The 23689-nt window shown below is 71.2% G+C and carries 15 protein-coding genes; 6 read left to right on the top strand and 9 right to left on the bottom strand.

Going from position 1 to position 23689, the window contains the following annotated elements:
* Positions 1–23: 23 nt before the first annotated feature.
* Together NQO67_RS18405 and NQO67_RS18400 are read right to left on the bottom strand one after the other, a co-directional pair.
* Positions 24–3617: a protein kinase domain-containing protein gene (locus NQO67_RS18405; RefSeq protein WP_255951135.1), complete on the bottom strand. Its 3594-nt coding sequence runs from the start codon at positions 3615–3617 to the stop codon at positions 24–26.
* Positions 3618–3852: 235 nt separating this feature from the next.
* The gene (locus NQO67_RS18400; protein ID WP_255951134.1) at positions 3853–4263 is read right to left on the bottom strand and encodes a hypothetical protein; all 411 of its coding nucleotides are present in this window, start codon (positions 4261–4263) and stop codon (positions 3853–3855) included.
* Between the two features lie 496 nt (positions 4264–4759).
* Between NQO67_RS18400 and NQO67_RS18395 the strand changes: the two genes are divergently transcribed.
* From NQO67_RS18395 to NQO67_RS18380, 4 genes are all read left to right on the top strand, one after another.
* Positions 4760–6742, top strand: coding sequence for a glycoside hydrolase family 6 protein (locus NQO67_RS18395; protein WP_255951133.1), 1983 nt, complete (start codon positions 4760–4762; stop codon positions 6740–6742).
* Positions 6743–7061: 319 nt separating this feature from the next.
* Positions 7062–9716: a glycoside hydrolase family 48 protein gene (locus NQO67_RS18390; protein WP_255951132.1), complete on the top strand. Its 2655-nt coding sequence runs from the start codon at positions 7062–7064 to the stop codon at positions 9714–9716.
* 139 nt (positions 9717–9855) lie between these two features.
* Positions 9856–10893, top strand: coding sequence for a low-specificity L-threonine aldolase (gene ltaE / locus NQO67_RS18385; RefSeq protein WP_255951131.1), 1038 nt, complete (start codon positions 9856–9858; stop codon positions 10891–10893).
* 278 nt (positions 10894–11171) lie between these two features.
* Positions 11172–14006, top strand: coding sequence for a glycoside hydrolase family 2 protein (locus NQO67_RS18380; RefSeq protein ID WP_255951130.1), 2835 nt, complete (start codon positions 11172–11174; stop codon positions 14004–14006).
* A gap of 277 nt (positions 14007–14283) precedes the next feature.
* Here NQO67_RS18380 and NQO67_RS18375 read toward each other — a convergent pair whose 3' ends face one another.
* The 7 genes from NQO67_RS18375 to NQO67_RS18345 form a co-directional block, all read right to left on the bottom strand.
* Positions 14284–15702: an FAD-dependent oxidoreductase gene (locus NQO67_RS18375; protein ID WP_255951299.1), complete on the bottom strand. Its 1419-nt coding sequence runs from the start codon at positions 15700–15702 to the stop codon at positions 14284–14286.
* A 2-nt stretch (positions 15703–15704) separates the two neighbouring features.
* The gene (locus NQO67_RS18370; protein ID WP_255951129.1) at positions 15705–16466 is read right to left on the bottom strand and encodes an isochorismatase family protein; all 762 of its coding nucleotides are present in this window, start codon (positions 16464–16466) and stop codon (positions 15705–15707) included.
* Positions 16466–17872 carry a dihydroorotase gene (locus tag NQO67_RS18365; RefSeq protein ID WP_255951128.1) on the bottom strand — a complete coding sequence of 469 codons (1407 nt, stop codon included), beginning with the start codon at positions 17870–17872 and terminating at the stop codon, positions 16466–16468. Before NQO67_RS18365 ends, NQO67_RS18370 begins: the two co-directional genes overlap by 1 nt.
* Positions 17869–18777 carry an isocitrate lyase/PEP mutase family protein gene (locus NQO67_RS18360; RefSeq protein ID WP_255951127.1) on the bottom strand — a complete coding sequence of 303 codons (909 nt, stop codon included), beginning with the start codon at positions 18775–18777 and terminating at the stop codon, positions 17869–17871. Before NQO67_RS18360 ends, NQO67_RS18365 begins: the two co-directional genes overlap by 4 nt.
* Positions 18774–19508 carry a GntR family transcriptional regulator gene (locus NQO67_RS18355; RefSeq protein ID WP_255951126.1) on the bottom strand — a complete coding sequence of 245 codons (735 nt, stop codon included), beginning with the start codon at positions 19506–19508 and terminating at the stop codon, positions 18774–18776. The genes NQO67_RS18360 and NQO67_RS18355 overlap by 4 nt, the downstream gene beginning before the upstream one ends.
* A 9-nt stretch (positions 19509–19517) precedes the next feature.
* Entirely contained in the window at positions 19518–20828 is a 1311-nt protein-coding gene (locus NQO67_RS18350) for an MFS transporter (RefSeq protein WP_255951125.1), read from the bottom strand.
* Between the two features lie 262 nt (positions 20829–21090).
* Positions 21091–21912 (bottom strand): GntR family transcriptional regulator, encoded by an 822-nt coding sequence (locus NQO67_RS18345; RefSeq protein ID WP_255951124.1) that lies wholly within the window; start codon positions 21910–21912, stop codon positions 21091–21093.
* An 87-nt stretch (positions 21913–21999) separates the two neighbouring features.
* On the opposite strand from NQO67_RS18345, the gene NQO67_RS18340 reads away from it, so the two are divergent.
* Positions 22000–23247 carry an aconitase X catalytic domain-containing protein gene (locus NQO67_RS18340; RefSeq protein ID WP_255951123.1) on the top strand — a complete coding sequence of 416 codons (1248 nt, stop codon included), beginning with the start codon at positions 22000–22002 and terminating at the stop codon, positions 23245–23247.
* Positions 23244–23675 (top strand): aconitase X swivel domain-containing protein, encoded by a 432-nt coding sequence (locus NQO67_RS18335; RefSeq protein ID WP_255951122.1) that lies wholly within the window; start codon positions 23244–23246, stop codon positions 23673–23675. Before NQO67_RS18340 ends, NQO67_RS18335 begins: the two co-directional genes overlap by 4 nt.
* Positions 23676–23689 lie beyond the last annotated feature (14 nt).

The raw sequence follows: 23689 nt of genomic DNA, 5'->3' as shown, positions 1-23689 counted from the left end.
CGGGCGAGACCAGCAGGTCGGCGTCAGCAGACCTTGCGGTACTCCATGCTCGGAATGTATTTCTGCCACTCGGCCTGGGTGATGTCGCGTCCGACGTCCTTGCAGATGGTCGTCGCCAGGGCGTCGGATGAGAGATCCGTGGTGTGCAGCCAGCCGTGGTCGAGATAGCGCAGGCTGTCGTGCCGGAAGGTCATGCTGTCCAGGTGGGGGACGAGCGGCGTGAGGGTGTTCAGGTACGCCTCGTTGGAGATGTCCCAGAGGCGGACTCCACCGGAATAGAGGGGTTCCGCCAGGAGGGTGCCGTCCTGGGAGAAGACGGGTGCACCGTTCAGCGCGGCGGAATCAGGATCGTTCTTGACGCGGTCCGGGGAGATCCGGGCGATCCGCGTGGCCTTCTCCAGGTCCCAGAGGTCGAGTCGGCCCGAGGAGTCCACGGCCGCCAGGCGTGTGCCGTCCGGGGCGACGGCGACCTTGGCGTACCCGGTTCCCTTGAAGGGGAGCTTGCGTACGGTGCCCGAGGTGAGGTCCAGCAACTCGCCGCGTGAGGTGACGTGGTGGCGGCCGTCCGGGGTGAAGGCATCGTCGTCCCGCTTGCCCTGGTACTGGTGGACCTTCTTCCTCGCGCGCAGGTCGTAGATCTGGGTGGTGTAGTCGGTGTCCGGAATGCCCGCCCCGGCGACATGGGAGGTGAAGGAGAGATAGCGTCCGTCGGGGGAGAGCTTCATGCTTTCCGGCTGGTGCCCCGAGGGCAGCGAGACGGGTGGTGTCGTCTCCTTGCCGGTGGTGAGGTCGACGATTCGGGGTTGCCATCCGGCGCCCGATATCCGGTCGTAGGCGAGCCGGCGGCCGTTGCCGGAGAGCGCGGCGGAGGGGGCTCCCTCGGTGGCACCCCAGCCGGTCTGGGTGAAGGGGTCGTTGACCGCCTGTCCGGTGTCCGTGTCGACCACACGGAGGACCGGGTCCTTGCCGAGCGGACTGATCCGGACGAGGGCCCTGCCGCCGTCGTACGAGAACTGCGTCGCGGAGGCGGACGCCGCGCTGGGGAACTGCGCTTTCCGGCCGCCGTCCAGCACGGGTGCCAGATCGATCTGGTGGACCTCGCGCGACCCGGGGGTGAGGTAGGAGAGCGTCCCCGTCGCCTCGTCCAGGGCGAGTTGCTCGACCTCGCCGCCGGGTTCGGCCGTGGAGAAGAGGGGGCTGCCGAACCCGTCCTCCCGGGACCGTACCTCCAGTCCGTTGTCCTCCGACTGGCCGATGACGTAGCTGCCCTTGGAGCTGAACGCGGGACGGTGGAATCCCTGGAGCCAGGTGTCGTTGAGCGCTCGCCCCGTGCGGGTGTCGTAGAGCGTGACCTCGTCGACCTCGCCGCCCCCGAAGACGACCAGGGTCCGGCCGTCGGGGGAGAACTGCGCGCTCTCCACTTCGGCACACGTACTGTCCGTGCTGACGGCTGACGCCGCGGGAGAGCGCAAGGGCCGGATCGTGAGGTCGTCGCCCCCGCAACCGGCGAGGTAACGGCCGTCGGGGGAGAGCGCCTTGATGCCGGCGGCGCTGGTCACTTCCTTCCCCGTCGCGTCCACCACCCTGTCCGTGCCACCGGAACGCAGCAGCAGGTCTCCTGCATTCGTCAGCTGCACGGGCACGAAGGCACCGAAGCCGCCGACCGGCGTTCCCTTGTCGGTCGGCTTCCGGGTCGACACGCGGCGATACGGCTCGTCCTGTACCAGGGCGGTACGGCCGTCGGGACTCACGATCGGCACCGTCGTGCCGGGGGCGGTGAGTACCGCGTCGTCCCGCAGGACGGGCTTTTCCGCTCCGGACTGGTGCCGGCTCAGGTCCCAGGACTCGAGGCCGGAGGGGGTGTTCCGGGCCAGGGTCATGCCGTCGGCGGACAGCGCCGTCCCTTCAGCGCCACCGCTGGCCGCCGGAAGCGTGATCGTCTCGTCCGCTCCACGGGTTGCCGCGGAGAGGAGCGCGCCACGGGTCTCGGGGAGTTCCGCGATGCGCCAGGCGGCCAGGGTGAGCAGCTTGGAGGTGTCCGGTGCGCTGGTGCGGAGGTCCTCGGCGGCCCGCACGGTGGAGCGGGCCGTCTCGCGATCGCGCTGACGTGCGCTCTCGCTCGCCCGGTGCCAGAAGACGCCCCCCGCGGTCAGGGCCATGACCACCAGCACCGCTCCCGCGGACAGCGCTTGGCGCCTGCGGCGCACCGTACGCGCGGTGCGCGCACGCGCGGCTTCGAGGAACCTTCGTTCGAGCGGGTTGGGCCGTATCCAGGTGGGTGCGTGGGCCGCCCACTGGAGGTAGGTCTGAAGGGTGCTGCCGTGCAGCAGGTCCTCGGCACGCTCGCCGTGGGTGTGCCATGCGTGCGCGGCCTGGCTCAGTGCGCGATGGGTGCGCAGGTGCTCGCGGTCCGCGGCGATCCACTCGCGCAGCCGCTGCCACGCCGGCAGCAGGGCCGCGCTGACCGGCCAGCACGACCCGTCGTCGGACGTCTTCAGGACACCGGCCCGGGCGAAGGCGTCCACGCATCGCCAGATCGCGTCCCGCTCGTGGTCCGAGCGCCCGGCGTACAGCTCCTCCCACGTGGTGGTCCGCACGGTGTCCTCCGAGCCGTCCGGGACGTCTCGGGGTTCGACCATGCGCAGCAGGAGTTCTCGGGCTGCCGACTGGGCTGACGGGGGCAGTTCACGCAGGGCGGCCTCCGCCACCTGCCCCAACGGCGGCCGCACCAGGGTGGGCGGCGCCCACCGGGGGCCTCCGGCGCGGTCCGCCTGCTGGGCGCCGTCCTCCAGGAGCGCGGTGGACGAAGCCTGCGGTCCCGGCCGCGTTCCCACCAGCCCGGCCAGCAGCCCGACGGAGGTGGGACGCTGCTGCGGGTCCTTGGAGAGGGCGGCGGCCACCAGGGGACGTATCTGCGCGGGCAGCGCGGACAGGTCGGGGTCCAGCTTGCTGGTCCGGTAGACGACCTCGCCGATGTGGGAGCCCCGGAACGGCTCCGTCCCCGTCGCGGCGAACACCACCACCGCGGCCCACGCGAAGACGTCCGACGCCGGGGTGGCCCGCTGCCCGTCCAGGACCTCCGGTGCCATGTATCCCGGTGTTCCCAGCAGTGCGCCGGTGGTGGTCAGCGACATCTCGGAGGTCCGGGCGATACCGAAGTCGATGATCCGTGGCCCGTCGGGGCCGAGCAGCACGTTGCCCGGCTTCAGGTCGCGGTGGGTCACGCCGGCGCTGTGGATCGCGGCCAGGGCCGTCGCCACCCCGATCGCCAGCCGGAGCAGGCCGCCCTCGTCCAACGGTCCTTCCTGGCCGACCCGGGCCGAGAGGGTCGGCCCCGGCACGTACTCGCTGACGAGGAAGGGCCTTCCCCGGTCCGAGGAGACCGCCAGGGCGCGCGCCGTGCAGAAGGGGGGCACCGCCCGAGCGGCCTGCGCTTCCTTCTGGAACTGCTCCTGCATCGCCGGGCTGGCCTCCCGGTGCAGGACCTTCAGGGCGACCCGTGCCCCGGCGCCGTCGTACGCCTCGTACACCACGCCCTGCCCGCCGGCACCCAACCGGGCGGCGATCCAGTACCCGCCGATCCGCTCCGGGTCATCCCATGCCGGCTGCCTTGTCACCGCTGCCCTCCGCCTGAGTGGTTCGCGAACCCCGCGGTCGACCGTCCACGGGGTTCTCAGCCGCCCCGAGTTCGTGGAGTCGGGATGCCTGACCTCACGCTACAAGTCCCGGTGCGGTCCCGCCGAGGCGATCCGTTCGGGCGTGGGGTGTCGGCGTCCGGGCGGTCCGGGCGGTCCGGGCGGTCCGGGTCGGCACCGGTGGGCGGGCCGGGCGGCGGCACCACGGGTACGGACGTCAGCCGGCGTGGATCTTCTGCAACCGCTTGACCTGCTCCGTCCAGAACACATCCCGCTCGTCCTTCGACGCGCCCATGGACAACAGGCCCAGCTCCTTGGCCAGCTGGTAGAAGCCGGTGCCGGCGTCGTTTCCGCCCTGATAGATCACCAGCGCGGAGAGCATGACCGGCGGGTCCTGGGGGTCGAGGTCCTGGTCACGCGTCACGATCAGACCGAGCAGGTGCCCTATCGCGGCCCGTCCGCCGGGGCCTGCGAAGTCGAAGGGCCGGCATCCGGTGCGCTGGACGAGGGCCGTGTTGAGGTCGGTGTAGGTGGTGAACGCGCGTCTGCGTGCCACCTCGATCAGGAACTCCCGGCCCGCGTCGGTGAGTTCGTCCCACTCGCTGTCCGGCCGTCCGTAGGAAGCCATGCCATTCCCCCCTGGGTGCGTGGAGCCGGACGATGGTAGCGAGGGGCGGCCGGTTTCCGTGCGGCTTCGGCACCTCGCGACCGCTGTCCCGCGCCGGCCGACGAGCCGGACTGACGGCACGTCAGAATCGTGGCTTACATCCTGTCATATACATGCATACCGTGCGGTTTCCTCCGTCAAGTTGAAGTGCCGGACCCGTTCGCACGGAAAGGCGGGGTGGAGAAGTTGTGAACTACCTCTGTTCGTATGTCGTGACGGGCTGCTAGCTTTCGAATGGGAGCGCTCCCATTCGGTCATTCGGGACCTCCCGTGGGTACAGGCAGAATCCGCACTTCACCGGCATCGACCCCGCACCGTGCACCTCCGGATCCGCCCACCCGCGGGTCCGTGCGCGCGGCGGGAGAGACGCCGGTGCCGGATCGACACTTCTCCGGGTTGCCGGGCCAGGGAGAGAGGTTCTGGCCCGTCAGGCCGGGATGGGAAAGGGACACTGACCATGCACTGGAAGAGACGTTGGCAGGGGCTGGCCCTGGGGTCCGCTCTCGCCGTCGGCGCTGCGCTCACCGTGGCGTCCGGACCGGCGAACGCGGCGCAGGGCGCCGTGGCGGCCCGTGTGGACAACCCCTACGTCGGCGCCACGCCGTACGTGAACCCGGAATGGCAGGCGAACGCCGAAGCGGAGCCCGGCGGCAGCGCCGTCTCCGACCAGCCGACCTACGTGTGGCTGGACCGCATCGCGGCGATCGACGGCGTGAACGGCGGCATGGGTCTGCGTGACCACCTGGACGCCGCCAAGGCGCAGGGCGCCGACCTCGTGCAGATCGTCGTCTACGACCTGCCCGGCCGCGACTGTGCCGCGCTGGCGTCCAACGGTGAGTTGGGCCCCGACGACCTCGACGCCTACGAGCACAGCTACATCGACCCGATCAAGGCCATCCTCGCCGACTCGGCGTACGCGGGGCTGAAGATCGCCGCGGTCATCGAACCGGACTCGCTGCCGAACCTGGTGACCAACGCGGACGGCCAGGCCGGCGCCACGGCGGCGTGCGCGACCATGAAGCAGAACGGCAACTACGTCAAGGGCGTCGGCTACGCGCTGGCGCAGCTCGGCGCGCTGTCGAACGTGTACAACTACATCGACGCGGGCCACCACGGATGGCTCGGCTGGGACACCAACCTGGCACCGTTCGCCAAGATGGCGTACCAGGCGGCCACCTCGACCGGCGCGACGCCGGCCGACGTCGCCGGGTTCGCGGTCAACACCGCCAACTACAGCGCCCTGCACGAGCCCAACTTCTCCGTCACCGACACCGTCAACGGCACCAGCGTGCGGCAGTCGAAGTGGGTCGACTGGAACCAGTACGTCGACGAGGAGTCGTTCGCCGGGGGCATGCGCGGTGCCGCGGTCTCGGCCGGCTTCGAGTCCGGCATCGGCATGCTGATCGACACGTCCCGCAACGGCTGGGGCGGCTCCGACCGGCCCACCTCCGCCGGCCCGACGACCAGCGTGGACGACTACGTCAACGGGGGCCGCATCGACCGCCGTATCCACCCCGGCAACTGGTGCAACCAGTCGGGTGCGGGACTCGGCGAGCGGCCGGCGGCGGCACCCGAGGCCGGTGTCGACGCCTACGTCTGGATCAAGCCGCCGGGCGAGTCGGATGGCGCCAGCCAGGCCGTCGACAACGACGAGGGCAAGGGCTTCGACCAGATGTGCGACCCCACCTACACGGGCAACGGGCGCAACGGCAACAGCATGTCCGGTGCACTCCCCAACTCGCCGCTGGCGGGCCACTGGTTCTCCGCGCAGTTCCGGCAGCTCCTGGCCAACGCCTACCCGCCGGTCAGCGGTGGTGGCGACCCCGGCACCGGGGATACCCAGGCCCCCAGCGCCCCGACCGGGCTGAAGGTCACCGGCACCACGGCCGCCAGCGCGTCGCTGTCGTGGACGGCGTCGACCGACAACGTGGGCGTGGCGAGCTACCTGGTCTACCGGGGCGGCACCCAGGTCGGCACGGCCACCGGCACCACGTTCACCGACACCGGTCTGTCGGCGTCCACCGCGTACCAGTACACGGTCAAGGCGCGTGACGCGGCCGGCAACACCTCCGCGGCGTCCAGCGCCGTGACCGCCACGACCGCCGGCTCGGGCGGCGACCCCGGCGACCCCGGCGACGGTGCCTGCACGGCGGCGTTCCACGTCGACAACGACTGGGGCAGCGGCTTCACCGCGACGGTCACCGTCACCAGCAGCTCGACGGCCTCGGTGCCGTCCTGGCAGGTCACCTGGACCTGGCCGGGCAGCCAGCAGATCACCAACTCGTGGAGCGCCACGGTGACCCAGTCGGGCACGTCGGTGACCGCCAAGAGCGCTTCCTACAACGGTGCGCTCAACCCCGGAGCCAGCACCTCGTTCGGGTTCCAGGGCACCTACAGCGGCAGCAACGCCGCACCCACCCTCACCTGCACCGCCGGCTGACGCCACGCGCAGCCTGACGCCGCTCGCAGACTTCAGCCACGCGCCGCCCGAGAACTCGGGGACCCCAGGCGCCGAGGGCACGGGGCTGTGCGGGGCGACTGCAATCCCCCAGGCTCTTCGAGCAGGGGGTACCCCCAGAGCGCGGACCGGACGTCCGGCCACCCCACCACCGGGCCGGAACCCCACCACCGTCAACGCGCCCCCCACACCTCAGCAGTCGCTTCGACCAGCTCCGTCGCCCTCCTCTCCGGCGGCGTCACCCCTCGACGCGTTCGCAGGCGTCACCCCTCGACGCATCCGCATAAGGAGTGCCTTCCACATGTCCGATTCCCCCAGGCCCGCCCTGTCACGAAGACAGCTGATCGCCATCGCGGGCGCCGCGGCCGCCATCGCCGCCGTGCCCCGGATCGCCCAGGCCGCACCGGTCCCCGTGTCCAGGTCCGCCGGCAGCGCGGCCGCCGCCGACGACCCGTACGCGCAGGCGTTCCTGGACCAGTACGACAAGATCAAGGACCCGGCGAACGGGTACTTCAGCCCCCAGGGCATCCCCTACCACTCGGTGGAGACCCTGATGGTGGAGGCACCCGACCACGGGCACGAGACGACCTCGGAGGCGTTCAGCTACTGGTTCTGGCTGGAGGCCACCTACGGCCGGGTGACCGGCGACTGGGCGCCCTTCAACAACGCCTGGGCCACCGCCGAGAAGTCGATCATCCCCCAGCACGCGGACCAGCCGAGCAACGACTCGTACAACGCCGCGAGCCCCGCCACGTACGCGCCCGAGTGGTCCGACCCGTCCAAGTACCCCAGCCAGCTGGACAGCACCGTCCCGGTCGGCTCGGACCCGATCGCCGCCGAGCTGAAGTCCGCCTACGGCAGCTCGGACATCTACGGCATGCACTGGCTGATGGACGTCGACAACGTCTACGGCTACGGCAACACGCCCGGCAAGGGCTCGGAGGACGGGCCGTCCTCGTCCGGTCCGTCGTTCATCAACAGCTACCAGCGCGGTGCCCAGGAGTCCGTGTGGGAGACGGTGCCGCAGCCGTGCACCGACCTGTTCAAGTACGGCGGCACCAACGGCTACCTGGACCTGTTCACCGGGGACAAGAGCTACTCCCAGCAGTACAAGTACACCAACGCGCCGGACGCCGACGCGCGCGCCGTCCAGGCCGCGTACTGGGCCTACAAGTGGGCCTCCGACCAGGGCAACGCCAGCGCCGTCTCGGCCACCGTCGCCAAGGCCGCCAAGATGGGCGACTACCTGCGCTACGCGATGTTCGACAAGTACTTCAAGAAGATCGGTGACTGCACCAGCCCGACCGGCTGCCCCGCGGGCACCGGGCGCGGCTCGCAGCACTACATGCTCGGCTGGTACTACGCCTGGGGCGGCGCCGTCGGCAGCGGCGGCTGGTCCTGGCGGATCAGCGACGGCGCCATGCACCACGGCTACCAGAACCTGCTCGCGGCCTGGGCGCTGTCCAGCGTGTCCGAGCTGACGCCGAAGTCGGCGACCGCGAAGGGCGACTGGACCACCAGCCTCGGCCGCCAGCTGGAGTTCATCCGGTGGTTGCAGTCCGCGGAGGGCGCCATCGCGGGCGGTGCGACCAACAGCTGGGACGGCCAGTACGGCCAGCCGCCGTCCGGCACCCCGACCTTCTACGGCATGGCCTACGACTGGCAGCCGGTCTACCACGACCCGCCGAGCAACAACTGGTTCGGCATGCAGGCGTGGGGCATGGAACGCGTCGCCGAGTACTACTACGTGACCGGCGACGCCACCACGAAGGCCATCCTGGACAAGTGGGTCTCGTGGGTCGTGCCGCTGATCACGGTCGGCTCCGGCGGGGCCTTCTCGATCCCGTCGACGCTGAGCTGGACCGGCCAGCCCGACACCTGGAACCCGTCGAGCCCCGGAAAGAACTCCGGGCTGCACGTCTCCGTCGTCGACAGCGGCAGTGACGTCGGTGTCGCGGCCGCGCTGATCAAGGCGCTGCTGTACTACGCGAAGAAGGCGAACGACACCTCCACCGCCGACGTCGCCAAGAAGCTGCTGGACGCCGTCGCAGCGAACACCGACGCCAAGGGCATCGCGGTCCCGGAGACCCGCAAGGACTACAACCGGTTCAACGACACGGTGTACATCCCGTCCGGCTGGACCGGCACCATGCCCAGAGGCGACAAGATCGACTCGAACGCCACCTTCCTGTCCCTGCGGTCCTGGTACAAGGACGACCCCGACTGGCCGAAGGTGCAGGCCTACCTGGACGGCGGCTCCGTACCGACGCTCACGTACCACCGCTTCTGGGCCCAGGCGGACATCGCCATGGCCCTGGCCGTCTACGCCGAACTGTTCGGCAGCGGCGGCAGCGACCCCGGGAACGGCGACACCCAGACGCCGTCCGTGCCGAGCGGGCTCCAGGTGACGTCGACCACGACGTCGAGCGTGTCGCTGAAGTGGACGGCGTCGACCGACGACATCGGGGTGAGTGCCTACCAGGTCTTCCGGGACGGCACCCAGGTCGGCACGTCCTCCTCGACCAGCTACACGGACACCGGCCTCACGGCCTCCACCGCGTACACGTACACCGTCAAGGCACGTGACGCCGCGGGCAACACCTCCGCGGCGTCCGCCCCCGTCACCGGAACCACCAAGGCGGGCACGGGAGGCGGCACGCTCGCGGCCACCTACCACGTCGACAACGACTGGGGCGCCGGCTTCACGGCGACGGTGACGGTGACCAACAACGGCACCGCGCCGACGTCGGCCTGGCAGGTGGCGTGGAGCTGGGCGGGCAACCAGCAGATCACCAACTCCTGGAACGCGACGGTGACCTCTTCGGGCAGGTCGGTGACCGCCAAGAGCGCCGGCTTCAACGGGGTCGTCGCACCCGGATCCAGCACCTCGTTCGGGTTCCAGGCCACGTACAGCGGCAGCAACGCGGCACCCACGCTCACGGTCACCGCGGGCTGACCCCGGCCACGGGCGACCGCGGGAAGCGACCGGACCCTCCGGCCTCACGTACAGGTGAGGCCGGAGGGTCCGGGCTCCGCCGTCCCCGTGCTCCTGTCCCCCTGTCGACGGTGCCCGGGCCGACCGGTAGGAATGAGGCATGGACAACGTCATCGACCTGCGCAGCGACACCGTCACCCGCCCCACCGAGCCGATGCGCGCCGCCATGGCACGGGCCGACCTGGGCGACGACGTGTTCGGCGACGATCCCACGGTGAACGCGTTCCAGGAGCGGGCGGCCGACCTGCTCGGCTTCCCGGCCGCGTTGTTCGTCTCGTCGGGCACCCAGAGCAATCTCTGCGCCCTGCTCAGCCACTGCGGGCGGGGCGACGAGTACATCGCCATGTGGGAAGCGCACCTCTACACCCACGAGGGCGGCGGGGCTGCCGTGCTCGGGGGGATCCAGCCGCAGCCGTTGCCGGACCGGGGGGACGGCACGCTCGACCCGGCGGACATCGAGGCGGCCGTCAAGCCGGACGATCCGCACTACGCGCGGACCCGGCTGCTGTGTCTGGAGAACACGTTCAGCGGCAGGGTGATCGCTCGCGAGCAGCTCCAGGCGGCGACGGGCGTGGCCCGCAAGCACGCCCTGGCGACCCACCTGGACGGCGCACGGCTGTTCAACGCCGCGGTGGCCGGCGGCGGCGATCCCTACAGCGGTGCGCGGCAGATCGCGGAGCAGTTCGACAGCGTGTCGGTGTGCTTCAGCAAGGGCCTGGGGGCGCCGGTGGGCTCGCTGCTCTTCGGCTCGCGGGAGTTCATCGGCCGGGCCCGGCGGTGGCGCAAGGCGCTCGGCGGTGGGATGCGGCAGGCGGGCGTGCTGGCGGCGGCCGCGTCGTACGCGCTGGACCACCACGTCGAGCGGCTGACCGAGGACCACGCCAACGCCGCACTGTTCGCCGAGGCCCTCGCCGACGTGCCGGGGCTCGAGGTCGGCGCGGCACGCACCAACATGGTGTTCGCGCGGCCCGTTGCCGGCGTCACACCGCCGGACCTGGTGGAGCGGCTGGCGGCCCGGGGCGTGCTGTGCACCGGCGGGCGCCCGGAGTTCCGGTTCGTGTTCCACCTGGACGTCTCGCGCGGGGATGCGGAGCGCGCGGCGAGCGTGGTGAGGGAGACCCTGGCCGGGACACGTTGACGGTCGCCGGAAGGCGCATTACTTTCACCCTGGAATAAGGAAAGCTCCTTAACTTAATTGATGTGCCCCGTCGTGGACCCGCGCGCGCTCAGATCCCGGTGGACCCGGCGCCTCCCCGCGCCTGGCCCCCGCCTGTCCCCCCACCCCAGGCCGAGGAGCGGAAGAACATGGCACTTCGCGGACTTTGCGGACTCCGAAGACTCCGAAGACTCCGAGGACAGCGAGGACTCCGAGGACTTCGAGGACTTGGAGGACTCCGAAGACGACGGCTGGCCGTCATGGTGGTCGGTCTGGGGCTGGCCGCGCTGCTGGCACAGACCGACGCCGTGGCGGTGTCGACCGCGGGCGCGGCCGACAGCGGTGCCGCGGCGGTGCGTTCCGCCGCGGCCACGGCGGACGATCCGGGCGCGAGCGCGCTCACCACGCTCGGCGCCGACACCGGGTGGAAGGTGCTCACCAGCAGCACCGCGACCCAGCCGGGCGCCGAGATCTCCACTCCAGGTTTCCCCACCGGCGACTGGCTCTCGGTCACCAACGACGACGCGGGAGCGCCGGGCACCGAGATCAACGCGCTGCTCCAGAACGGGTCCTGCCCGAACGTCTTCTTCTCCGACACCATGCGGTCGTGCTACGGCCAGATGACCAAGCGGGGCCCCGACACGCTCCCGCTGTTCTCCATGCCGTGGTGGTACCGCACCGACTTCACGGCACCGGCCGCGGGCCGGCACACCGAGCTCGTCCTGAACGGGGTCGTCGGCAAGGCCGACGTCTGGGTGAACGGCACCGAGGTGGCCACCTCCGACACCGTCGCGGGCGCCTACGCGCGCCATGCCTTCGACGTGACCGGCCTGCTGCGGCAGGGAACGAACTCCGTGGCGATCGAGATGTACCCGAACGACCCCTCGTCGATGTTCACCCTCAGCAGCCTCGACTGGAGCCAGATCCCGCCGGACAACAACACCGGCATCCAGTTCCCCGTGCAGCTCCGGAGCGGCGGCTCGCTGATCGACGGCAACACCCGGGTCCTCCAGGACACCGCCGCCGACCTCGGCCGCTCGGCCCTGACGGTCCGGACCGACGTCACCAATCCCACGCCGAGCGCGCAGACCGGCACCGTCACGGCGACCGTGACCCCGCCCGGCGGCGGCACGCCGATCACCGTGAGCCAGTCGGTGTCGGTGCCGGCCGACACGACACGGACGGTGTCGTTCACCCCGGCCGACCACCCCGGCCTGACGCTCACCGACCCCGAGATCTGGTGGCCCTACCAGCTCGGCGACCAGCCGATGTACCGCGTGGTCACGTCGGTGGCCCAGGGCGGCACCGTGCTCGGCACCACGAGCGACTCGTTCGGGATACGCACGGTCACCTCGTCGCTGGTCGGAGCCTCGGAGCTGGCCCCCAGCGGGGTCCGTTCCTTCCACATCGACAACGTGCCTCTGGTGATGCGCGGTGGCGGCTGGGACCCGGACCTCTTCCTGCGCTACAGCCGGGCCGACACGGCCCGGCAGATCGCGCTGATGAAGTCCATGGGGGTCAACTCGATCCGGGTCGAGGGACACCTGATGCCGCAGGACTGGTACCGGCAGATGGACGCCGCCGGCATCCTGGTCCTCGCCGGGTTCACCTGCTGCGACTTCTGGGAGTCCACCGACTACACCGGCGCCGAGCAGGCCGTCTACCAGCAGTCGGCGCAGGAGTGGGGGGAGAGCCTGCGTGACCATCCCGCCGTGTTCGCCTTCGAGTGGAGCGACAACAGCCCCACGGCCACCCAGGAGTCCCTGGCGCTCGCCGGTTTCGACGCCGCCGACTACAGCGGCCCGTTCATCGCGTCCGCCGAGTACAAGAGCAGCCCCCAGCTCGGCCCCGCGGGGGAGAAGGAGGGCCCCTACGACTGGGTGCCGCCCTCCTACTGGTACGACACCACGCACTCGGGCGGCGGCGACCTGACCAACTCCGGGGGCGCCTGGGGCTTCGACAGCGAGCAGAGCGCCGGCAACACCGTCCCCACGCTCGACTCGATCAACCGTTTCCTGTCCCCGGCCGACCAGACGGCCCTGTGGCAGGACCCGGGCGCCAACCAGTACCACAACAACTACGAGGGGACGAAGCACACCGGCTACGGCTTCGGGACCCTGTACAACCTCGACACCGCGATCTCCGAGCGGTACGGCCCCTGGTCCAGCCTCGAGGACTACGTGGAAGAGGCGCAGGTGCAGAACTACGAGAACACCCGGGCCCAGTTCGAGGCGTTCATCGACCACTCGACCAACAGCGCGGCGCCCTCGACCGGCACCATCTACTGGCAGATGAACAAGGGCTGGCCGACCCTGCTGTGGTCGCTGTACAACAACGACGGCGACCAGGCCGGCGCCTACTTCGGCGCGCAGCGCGCCAACCGGCCGCTGCACGCCCTGTACACCCTCGACGACGGCACGGTGACCCTGGACAACCTCGGCGGGACCACCGAGACGGGCGTGACCGTGGAGGCCACGGTCCACGACCTCGCGGGCCGGGTCCTGGACGACCAGACCTCCGCACCCGTGGACCTGCCGTCCCAGAAGGTGATCAACTCCGTGCTGACGCCGAAGACCCCGACCAAGGCCGGCACCGTCTACTTCGTCGAACTGCTGGTGCGCCAGGGCGGCTCCGTGGTCGACCGGAACGTCTACTGGGAGTCGACCACCTCCGACGTCACCAACTGGACCAAGACCATCGGCCAGCCCCAGGCGACGATGAAGAGCTACGCCGACCTCACGGCGCTGAAGGACCTGCCGCAGGCCACGCTCTCCGCGACCGCGACGACGACCCGGCAGCCCGGCCCGGCCGGCGCCGACTCGGTGGTGACGGTCAGGATCACCAACACCTCGTCGCAGCCCACGGTCGGTTTCTTCCTGCGGGCCGACATCCGCCGGGGCACCGCCTCGGGAACGGAACTGTCCGGCGACAACCAGGTGCAGTCCGCGGTCTGGAGCGACAACGACACGACCCTGTGGCCGGGCGAGTCGGAGACCCTGACCGCCACGTACGACTCCGCCGGTCTGCACGGCGCGACCCCGGTGGTCAGCGTCTCCGGGTGGAACGTTCCGAGGATGGACGTGGTGGCCGACTGAGTGCTGGCCGGCTGATCGGTGCATCGGCGGGGTTCGGGGCGGCTGCGGAGCCGGCACGGGCCCCGCCGGCTTGCCGAGCCCCGCCGGCCGTTCGGCGGCTGGGCGGTGGCTGGGCGGGGTCCGTTACGTGCCGCACCCGGACCCGACGATCAAGCGCCATGCCGGGGTCGTCGAGGACGGCGTCCACACCGACACCATCGCCACACCGGTGGCCTGAGGCCCCGGCGACGGACGCCGGCACCCCCGCGACCGGCGACGTACGGCAACGCGGCGGGTCTCAGCCGCGCCGGCCCGCCGCCGCGCCGGCGATGCGGCCGAGGCCGACCGCGGACAGCAGGCCGTTGCCCGAGGAGTAGCCGCGGCCGCCCGACCGGCCGGACAGCCCGCCCGTGACACCGCCGACCGCGTAGAGCCCGGGCACGACGGAGCCGTCCTCGCGCACCACCTGCGCATCGGAGTCGACGTCCACACCGCCCTGGGTGTGGAACAGCGCCGGCACCGAGCGGACGGCGCAGTAGGGGGCTGTGAGGGCGCCCATGGGGAAGTCGGTGCGCCCCTGCGAGTCGGCGGCCCGGGCGGTGGCCGCCGTCCGCTGGTCCTCGATGGCGGCGGCCACGGCCTGCGCGGGGCATCCGATGACCGCGGCGATCCCCTCGGGGGTGTCCGCCTCCTTGACGCCGCCGATCCTCACGAGTTCGGCGAACTCCGGCTCGTTGCCCGCGACGAAGTCCCTGATCCGGGTGTCGAAGACCACCCAGCTCTCGTCCGTGGTCCGGCTGACCACGGCGGCGAAGCCGGAGTAGCCGACGCTCTCGTCTCCCATCCGGCTGCCGTCGGGCGCGAGCAGGAAGCCGCCCTTCTCCACGGTGGTCCAGCTGACGATGGAGCCGTGCGGGTAGGCCACGGCCGCGTAGCCCTGGTAGGCACCCATGTTGAGCAGCCGGGCGCCGAGGTCGCGCGCCCAGGTGATGGCCTCGCCGGTGGAGCCTTCCGCGCCGAAGTACCGGGCGGCGCCGGTCTCCGGGATCCAGCGGGCGATCATCTCCTTGTTGTTGCCGAAGCCGTTGGAGGCCAGGACGACGGCACGGGAGCGCAGGACCTCCCCGCCGCGCCCTGGGTCCCCGACGCGGACGCCGGCGATCCGGCCGCCCTCGATCAGCAGGCCGGTCACCGGGTTCCCCGGGACCACCTCCACATCCAGGCGTTTCGCCGCCGCGGTGAGGTCGCGGACCAGGGAGGCGCCGCGCCGGTCCGGCGGGGCGTGCAGCCGCTGGACGCTGTGCCCGACGTGCTTGTAGTCCGTGATGATCCGCAGGTCCACGCCGTGCTGCTCGACCAGCCACTCCACGAGCCCCGCCGACTCCTTCGCGAGGAACCGGACCAGGTGCTCGGCGTCGTGGCCGCCGCTCTGCCGCAGCAGGTCCTCGGCCATCCGTTCCGGGCTGTCGTCGATGCCCGCCTCGCGCTGGTAGCGGGTGCCGGCGGCCGGGATGGAGCCGGTGGAGACGAAGGTGTTGCCGCCGGCCCTGTCCAGCTTCTCCAGGAGCGCGACGCTCGCGCCGGCCTCGGCCGCGGCGATCGCCGCGGTCAGCCCGCCGCCACCGGCGCCGACCACGACGACGTCGACATCGACGGCGTGACCGTTCGCGCTGGTCCGGCCGGTGTTCTCGGGGGTTTCAGGGGTGCCGTGCGGCATGGTCACCGTCCCTCCTCTGTGCCGCCTGCGCGCAGGGCCGCCAGCCGGGGCAGCAGCTGCTCGGTGGTGCACACGTCGGCGTACTTCTGCGCCATGTCGAACAGGTTCACCTCGTGCACCACCGGACTGCGGTCGTACACGGCGTCGCTGGGCACCGCCACGCGGAAGTTGAGCGAGAAGGCGTCGGCGACGCTGGAGCGCACGCAGCCCGACGTGGTGCAGCCCGTCACGACGAGGGTGTCCACCCCGGCCTCCACGAGATAGCTCGTGAGCGGCGTGCCGAAGAAGGCGCTGGGGTGCCGCTTCGGCAGCAGCACGTCCCCTTCGGCGGGGGCCACCTCGGTCACGAAGTCGTAGCCGTGTTCGGGGATGTTCATGATGCCGGGGACCTTGGCGCCGAGCCGGCCCGCGTCGTAGCTGCGTTTCGGCGCCACGTGCGGGTAGAGCACGGGCCACCCCGCCTCGCGGAAGACGCCGAGCAGGGTGCCGATCCGGCCGACCGCGTCCCAGCCGACGTCGCCGCAGCTGGTGGTGAACTCGGCGGTGGCCTCCTCGAACGGCAGGGGCCGGGTGCCGATCGTGCGGTACTGCACGTCGATGATCAGCAGCGCCGGGCGCCTGCCGAGTCCGGCTGGGCGCCCGAAGCCGGCGAGTTCGTAGCGGCGCCGGGTGGTCTCGTCGATGACCCCGGCGCCGCCCACCGTCCACGGCTGGTCCACGACGCCCGCGGTGCCCGCGGACTGGGGTGCGTCGGCTGTCGGCATCACAGGTCCTCCTTCTCGATGGCGGCGAGCGCGGCGGCGCCGCTGTGGGCACGGGGCAGGTAGGCGCCCCGGGGCGTGTCGGACAGCTGGCCGTCGCGTACCGCGAAGTGGCCGCGTACCAGGGTGTGGACGACGCGGACAGGCGCGGTGCGGCCCTCCCACGGGGTGTACGCGGCGGCGCTGTGCTGCCGGTCGGCGGTGATGGTGGTCTCGCCGGTCAGGTCGACGACGGCGAGGTCCGCGTCCGAGCCGACCCGGATGATCCCCTTGCGCGGGTAGAGGCCGAACAGCTGCGCCGCGCGGGTGCTGGTGGCGTCGACGAGGCGGTCGAGCGGCACACCGCGCCGCAGGCCCTCGCCGAGGGTCAGGGGCAGCAGCACCCCGGTGCCGGGGAAGCCCGCGGAGGCCGACCAGATGTCCTTCTCCTTGAACGAGCGGTGGCGGGCGTTGTGGTCGGAGCCGACGGTGTCGACGCTGCCGTCGGCGACCCCGGCCCAGAGCGCTTCGAGGTCGTCGGCGGGCCGCAGCGGCGGGTTCACCTTGCCGTAGGTGCCGCACTCGGCCGCGGTGGTGAGGGTCAGGTAGTGGGTGCACGTCTCGACGAAGAGGTTCGGGTAGGCCGTGCGTTGCAGCCGCATGGCGTTCAGGCCGGCGGCGCTGGAGTTGTGCACGACGTACGCGGAGGCGCCGGTGGCGGCGGCCAGGTGGGCGACCCGCTGCTCGGCCTCCGCCTCGACCAGCGGCGGACGGGTCAGGTGCCAGGCGTGCAGCGGGCCCTGGGACTCGTCACGCGGACGCTCCTTGAGCTTCCAGACGATCTCGATGTTCTCCGGGTGCGGGTTGACCATCGCGCCGGCGTCCGCGGTGATCCCCAGCAGGTCGTACATGAAGCCGTCGTCGTTGCCCGGCATGCCCAGGTAGGCGCCCTCGTCGCCGCGGAAGTTCATGAAGAACTTGAAGCTGGAGACGCCGAGTTCACGCCGGTAGGCGGGCACGGACCTGACGTGTTCGTCGGTGCCGAGCACGAAGTGGAACCCGAAGTCGGTGTGCGCGCCGGACTCCATGGCGGCCCGGGACGCCCGGTGCACCTCTTCGTACGGCTCGGCGCTCATCAGGTAGACCAGCATCGAGGTGACCCCGCCGGCGACGGCCGACGCCGTCTCGCGCTCGGCGTCGTCCCGGTCCCTGGGCACCCGGATGTCCTTGCCGAGGTGGACGTGCGGGTCGATGGCGCCGGGCAGTACGGCGGCGCCGCGCAGGTCGACGGTCTCGGTGGCCTCGGCGGGCGCCGCCGGGTCGACGACGCCCGCGATCCGACCGTCGTGGATCAGCAGGTCGGCGGTGGTGAGGCCGGCGTCGTGCAGGAAGACGCGGCCGCCGTGCAGCCGTAGGTCGTATGCGCTCATCGGACCTTCTCCGTGGTGTCGGGGGTGCCGTGGCCGGCGTGCTCGGTGTAACGGGCCTCCAGCTCGTCGAACCGGGGTTTGCGTACCAGGTTCTGCCGCTCCGGCCAGCTGATCATGAGATCGGCGGCGTCCCGGGTGTCGCCGTGCTCCCTGAGGTGGTCCAGGACGGTGCGCATGCCGAGCACGGCTCCGCGCATCGCCGCGTTGGCGTACAGGGCGATGGAGAACCCGAGGTCGGCCAGTTCCTTGCGGGGCAGCAGCGGGGTCAGCCCGCCCTCGACCATGTTCGCGACATGCCGTCCCGGCACGTCGCGGGTGATCTGGAGCATCTCCTCGCGGCTGGTCGGTGCCTCGACGAACAGCACGTCGGCACCGGCCTCGGCGTACGCGGCGGCCCGTGCGCAGGCGGCCGCGATGCCGTCGACGGCGGCGGCGTCGGTCCTGGCGATGATCACCAGGTCGTCGTCGCGCCGCGCGTCGACCGCGGCGTGGATCTTGCCCACCATCTCGGCGGTGCCGATGATGTCCTTGCCCGCGAAGTGCCCGCACTTCTTCGGGCTGACCTGGTCCTCGATCTGGATGGCGGCGGCCCCGGCCCGCTCCAGGGTCCGCACGGTGCGCTGCACGCCCAGGGCGTTGCCGAAGCCGGTGTCGGCGTCGACGACGAGGGGCACCTCGACCGCGTCCGCCATCGCCGCGACCTGGCCGGCCAGTTCGGGCAGGCTGAGCAGGCCCAGGTCGGGCATGCCGAGCAGGGTGTTGGTGACCCCGGCACCCGAGACGTACACGGCCTCGAAGCCGGCGTCCTCCGCCACGCGTGCGGTCAGCGCGTTGGGCGCCCCCGGCAGGACCAGGGGCCGTGCCGCACGGTCGAGGAGGTGCCGCAGGCGGGTAGTTGCTCTCATGTCTTCGCTTTCGCTTCGGTGACGTGACCCCGGGCGTCCGAGGCGGGCTCCTGCTCGCCCTCCGGAAGTCCCAGGGCCTCCAGGGCGCTGTGCATGGAGTGGTCCAGGTGGCGGGACATCAGGGCGAGGGCGCCCTCGGTGTCCCGCTGCCGCAGGACGGCCAGCAGCTCGCCGTGTTCGGTGACGGCGACCCGGGCCCTGGCCGGCCGCTTCGCCGACATGGAGCGCGCCACGAAGAGCTGCCGGTGCACTTCGAGGGCGGCGCGCATCAGCGCCTGGTTGCCGGCGAGCAGCACCAGCCTGAGGTGGAAGTCGAGCTCGCGCGGGTACGCGTGGCCCTCCGACTCGCGCATCACGCTCTCGGTGTCCGAGAGCATGACGGCCAGCTCGTCGAGTTCGGCGTCGGTGGCGCGCCGGCAGGCCAGCCGGACGGCGTGCAGCTCCAGGGCGGCGCGCAGCTCGTAGAGCTCGGCGATCTCCTCGCGGGAGAAGTCCCGCACGAACGCCCCGCGGTGGCTTATGACGGTGAGCAGGCCCTCGCTGGTGAGCCGCTGGATCGCCTCTCTGAGCGGGCCCCGGCTGATGCCCAGGGAGGAGGCCAGCAGCACCTCGTTGAGCCGCTCTCCCGGCTTGATGGAGCCGTCGAGGATCATGTCCCGCAGGATGGACTCGGTGGCTCGCGAGAACGTGTTGTCCCTCGACAGGGGGCGCTTGTGGTCGGACTCGGGCATCAGATCTCCTCAGGCGTCACGCAGGGGCGTGCCCGCAGTCTCCTTCAAGGTCACGGCCGCACCCAGCGTGATCACCGCGGTGCCGATGAAGAACCACGCCGGCGCGAGGTTCGAGCCGCTCGCGTCCACGAGCCAGGTGCAGATGTACGGGGCGGTGCCGCCGGCCGCGGCGCTGCCGATGTTGAAGCCCAGCGCGATGCCGGTGTAGCGGATCCGGGTCGGGAACATCTCGGCGAAGGTGGAGAACGCGGCACCCATCAGGGCCGAGTCGATGAGGCCGAGCACGATCTGCGCGGCGACGGCCCCTCCGGTGCCCGTCTCGAAGAGCAGGAAGCCGGGCACCGGGAGCACCACAGCGGCGATCGAGGCGCCGACGAACACGTTCCGTCGCCCGACCCGGTCGCTCAGCGCGCCGAAGAACGGCATGCAGGCCGCGGAGACCGCGAGGGTGGCGGTGGTGGACCAGAAGGCCACGGTGGAGGAGAAGCCGAGGACCTTCTGGAAGTGCAGGCCGATGTAGACGTAGCAGATGTAGTACGCGGAGAACAGCAGGATCGACAGGCCCACGCACTTCAGCAGCGCCACCTTGTGGGTGCTCAGCAGCGTGACGAACGGGATCCGGGCGGTCTCGTCGCGCTTCTCGGTCGCGCGGAACGCGGGGGAGTCGGCCAGCCGGGAGCGGATCAGCAGGCCGACCACGCCCAGCGGGATGGCGATCAGGAAGGCGATGCGCCAGCCCCAGTCGTTCATCGCCGACTCGCCGAGGACGGTGTTGAGCAGGGCGACGCACAGCGAGGCGAGCAGCGCGCCGACCAGGGCGCCGGTCTGCGTGGTGGCGCAGTACAGGCCGCGCCGGTGGTTTGGGGAGTGCTCGGCGACGTAGGACGCAGCGCCGCTGACCTCGCCGCCGGCCGCGAGCCCCTGGACGCAGCGGGCGAGGACGAGCAGGACGGTGGCCCCCACGCCGATCGCGGCGTAGGTGGGCAGGACACCGATGAGCCCGGAGGCGATGGCCATCAGGACGACGGTGGCGGCCAGGGCGTTCTTGCGGCCGTAGCGGTCGCCGAGGTGCCCGAAGAGCACGCCGCCGACGGGACGCAGGGCGAAGGCCACCGCGAAGGTGGCCAGCGTGGCGAGCAGGGAGGCGTTGTCGTCGCCGCTGACGAAGAAGTGCGCCGCCAGCATCGTCGAGACGAACCCGTACACGCCGAAGTCGTAGTACTCGACGATCGAGCCCACCGCACCGGCGGCGACCACCCGTGCCGGTATGCGCGTGTCGTCCTGCCCGACGGACGCGGCGGAAGTGGCCGAATCAAGCATGGTGCCTCCCCAATACGGATGTGGCGGAGGCCGGTTCGACCGGTCGCCTCCAGATGACGGGCCCGCAGCTGGGGCCCTGGTTACGCACGCATTCGGCTCGCGTGCTGCCTACCTTCACCTTGCCGACTGAAAACTGTCAACAGTTTGCAGTTTGGAGACTTCAGGTGTCCGATCGATTGCGGAGCGTGGTCGACACTGTCGTGGTTCGAGTATCAGCGCAGCTCAGAGAGGTGATGGCGGCGGCCGGGGGGAGAGGTATGAATCAGGCCAGCGGCGTCGGCGGCTCGGTGGGCCGCATCACGAGCGTGGGCGCCGGGCGGCGGAACGAGTAGGACATGTTCTCGATGTTGTCCGCGTCCACGGTCAGCCGGAGCTCGAACCGGTCGGGCAGCAGGTGGTAGACGGCGTGCTCGACGATCCGGCCGGTCTTGTCGTACGTCGTGCGGGACAGCACGAGCAGCGGTTCGCCGGCTGAGATGCCCAGCGGGTCCGCGAGGTCGGCCGGCGCCGCCACGCTGGTCAGCGTGATCTCCCCATGGCTCAGCGTCAGTCCCAGCTGCTGCTGGAGCACCTGGTAGATCGGATGCTCCTCGATCTGCGCACGGGAGATCAGCTGCCCGATGGCGCCGGGCACGGAGATGTCCGCCATGGCCTGCGGGGCGCCGTCGATCGTGTAGAGCCGGCGGACGAGCAGCGCCTCCGGCACGTCGAGGCCGACGAGGTCCCCGGGCTCCTCCGACCACGCGAAGCGCAGGATCCGGCCCTCCGGTCGCTTGCCCACGCTGGCGAAGATCGACACGAACGGGCGGAGCTGGTCCAGCGGATGGACCAGCTTCTGCGGCGCCACGAAGGTGCCGGCGCCCTGCCTGCGGACCAGCAGTCCGCTCTCGACCAGCGCGCCCAGGGCGCGTCGCACGGTCGTGCGGCTGACGCCGTAGCGCTCGACGAGCTCCATCTCGGTCGGCACCTTGCTGTCCTGCGGCAACTGCGAGACAAGCACCCGCAGCCGCTCCGCGAGTTGCTCGTGCAGGCTTTCCGAACTGGTACGCCGGATCCCCTCGGGATCAAATTTGTCTTCGCTCATATCTGCAATCACGGTTGACTTGTATCTAGTTGTATGGTGCCTTGTTTCTGGCCTCAGGGTATCCGCAGAGCGATCAGGAGGGGCTACATGCAGCTGACCTCGGCCGAGCGCGACATCCTCAACGGAAGCCGCGGCGGCGCCGTGGCCGACGTGCTTCGTGAGCAGATCAGCGTCGGGGAGTTCTTCGGAGCCGAGCGCTTCGTGGAGATCACCAACGCGCACTTCATGGGGGACCGGGAGGTGTTCGGGCAGGCGGGCACTGACTACCTCACCCGGCTGGCCGACGCCGGCGTCACGGCCTGCGTCCCGACCACGCGCAACGCGCAGTCCGTCGACTTCGAGCAGGCCCATGTGCTCGCCCAGTCCCCGGAGCTGGTGGAGGGCGAGCGCGAGACGCGCACCCTGCTGCGCCGGCTCGGGATCTCCACCGTCAACACCTGCGTCGGCTACCAGAGCATCTACCAACCGCGCTTCGGCGAGCACGTGGCCTGGGGCGACACCGGGACGGTCGCCTACGCGAACGCGGTGCTCGGCGCCCGCACCAACTACGAGTCCGGTGCCGCCGGACTCGCCGCCGCCCTCACCGGCCGCACTCCCGAGTACGGGTTCCACCTCGACGCCCACCGCCGGGCCAACGTGCGCGTCCGGGTCGACGCCGCCCTCCCGGACCTCGCCGACTGGGGCGCGCTCGGGGGACTGGTCGGGGAGCGGTCCCGCGGTTACTGGAACGTCCCCGTGATCGAGCTGACGGGGCGTTCCGCTCCGCTGTCCGACGAGCTGAAGCACTTCGGCGCGAGCCTGGCGAGCTTCGGCTCCATGGCGATGTACCACATCGTCGGAACGACCCCCCAGGCGGCGACGTTCGCCGCGGCCAACCAGGGCCGTGAACTGGTCGACGAGTACCGGATCACGCAGGACGACATCGACGCGTTCCTCGCCCGCGACCTGCCGGACGGCGGCCCGGTCGACCTCGTGGTGTTCACCGCGCCGCAGCTGTCGTTCTTCGAGATGAAGCGCATCGCGGAGCGTCTCGAGGGCCGCAGGGTCGCCGACACGGTCCGGCTGCTCATCACGACGAACAGCCTCACCTGCGAGGCGCTCAGGGACCAGGGGCACCTGGACGCGATCACCAAGGCCGGCGGCATCGTGCTGCGCGGCACCTGCTGGTACGTCATGGACCCGGCCGCGCAGCGCGCGCACTTCGGCTGGGGGCGCCTGGTGACGAACTCCGCGAAGCTCGTCAACATCATCCGCGCGCACGGCTACGTCCCGGCGCTGCGCCGCACGGACGACTGCATCGAGGCCGCACTCACCGGGGAGGTGGCGGGGCGATGACGACCGCACAGGACAGGGTGTTCCGCGTCGCGCAGGCGACCGGCGACACGGTGGAGGCGGCGGCCGTGGTCAGCCCCGTCCCGTTCAGCGCACGCTACGACCTCGACCGGACGACCGGTCTGATCTCACGCGCCGACCACCCGCTGCGCGGGCAGTCCGTGCGGGGCAGGATCCTCATCGCCCCGGCCGTGCAGGGCGGCGTCGCGGCCGGCTGGGCGTTCCTGGCGATGCGCCATCTCGACGTCGGACCCTGCGGGCTGGTCTTCGGTGCCGTCAACCCGGTGATGGTGCAGGGCGCGGTGACCGCCGGGCTGCCGATCGTCGCCGGCATCGACCCGGCGTTCTTCGACGAGGTCGAGACGGGCGACCGGGTACGCGTCGACCCCACGGCACACCGCGTGGCGATCCTGGGCCGCAGCACGGTGTGACGCCGGGGCGAGCC

Origin of the sequence: Streptomyces odontomachi (assembly GCF_024435355.1) — a bacterium.
Taxonomy (GTDB): Bacteria; Actinomycetota; Actinomycetes; order Streptomycetales; family Streptomycetaceae; genus Streptomyces; species Streptomyces odontomachi.
Note: the sequence above shows the minus strand (reverse complement) of the source record. Positions and strands in the feature narration are given on the sequence as shown.

Bases quoted from the DNA above. Each gene is read 5' to 3' on its own strand.
- NQO67_RS18365 (WP_255951128.1), bottom strand. From the start codon at position 17,872: ATGAGCGCATACGACCTACGGCTGCACGGCGGCCGCGTCTTCCTGCAC.
- NQO67_RS18380 (WP_255951130.1), top strand. From the start codon at position 11,172: ATGGTGGTCGGTCTGGGGCTGGCCGCGCTGCTGGCACAGACCGACGCC.
- NQO67_RS18375 (WP_255951299.1), bottom strand. From the start codon at position 15,702: ATGCCGCACGGCACCCCTGAAACCCCCGAGAACACCGGCCGGACCAGC.
- NQO67_RS18340 (WP_255951123.1), top strand. From the start codon at position 22,000: ATGCAGCTGACCTCGGCCGAGCGCGACATCCTCAACGGAAGCCGCGGC.
- NQO67_RS18395 (WP_255951133.1), top strand. From the start codon at position 4,760: ATGCACTGGAAGAGACGTTGGCAGGGGCTGGCCCTGGGGTCCGCTCTC.
- NQO67_RS18335 (WP_255951122.1), top strand. From the start codon at position 23,244: ATGACGACCGCACAGGACAGGGTGTTCCGCGTCGCGCAGGCGACCGGC.
- NQO67_RS18400 (WP_255951134.1), bottom strand. From the start codon at position 4,263: ATGGCTTCCTACGGACGGCCGGACAGCGAGTGGGACGAACTCACCGAC.
- NQO67_RS18345 (WP_255951124.1), bottom strand. From the start codon at position 21,912: ATGAGCGAAGACAAATTTGATCCCGAGGGGATCCGGCGTACCAGTTCG.
- NQO67_RS18360 (WP_255951127.1), bottom strand. From the start codon at position 18,777: ATGAGAGCAACTACCCGCCTGCGGCACCTCCTCGACCGTGCGGCACGG.
- NQO67_RS18355 (WP_255951126.1), bottom strand. From the start codon at position 19,508: ATGCCCGAGTCCGACCACAAGCGCCCCCTGTCGAGGGACAACACGTTC.
- NQO67_RS18390 (WP_255951132.1), top strand. From the start codon at position 7,062: ATGTCCGATTCCCCCAGGCCCGCCCTGTCACGAAGACAGCTGATCGCC.
- NQO67_RS18370 (WP_255951129.1), bottom strand. From the start codon at position 16,466: ATGCCGACAGCCGACGCACCCCAGTCCGCGGGCACCGCGGGCGTCGTG.
- ltaE (WP_255951131.1), top strand. From the start codon at position 9,856: ATGGACAACGTCATCGACCTGCGCAGCGACACCGTCACCCGCCCCACC.
- NQO67_RS18350 (WP_255951125.1), bottom strand. From the start codon at position 20,828: ATGCTTGATTCGGCCACTTCCGCCGCGTCCGTCGGGCAGGACGACACG.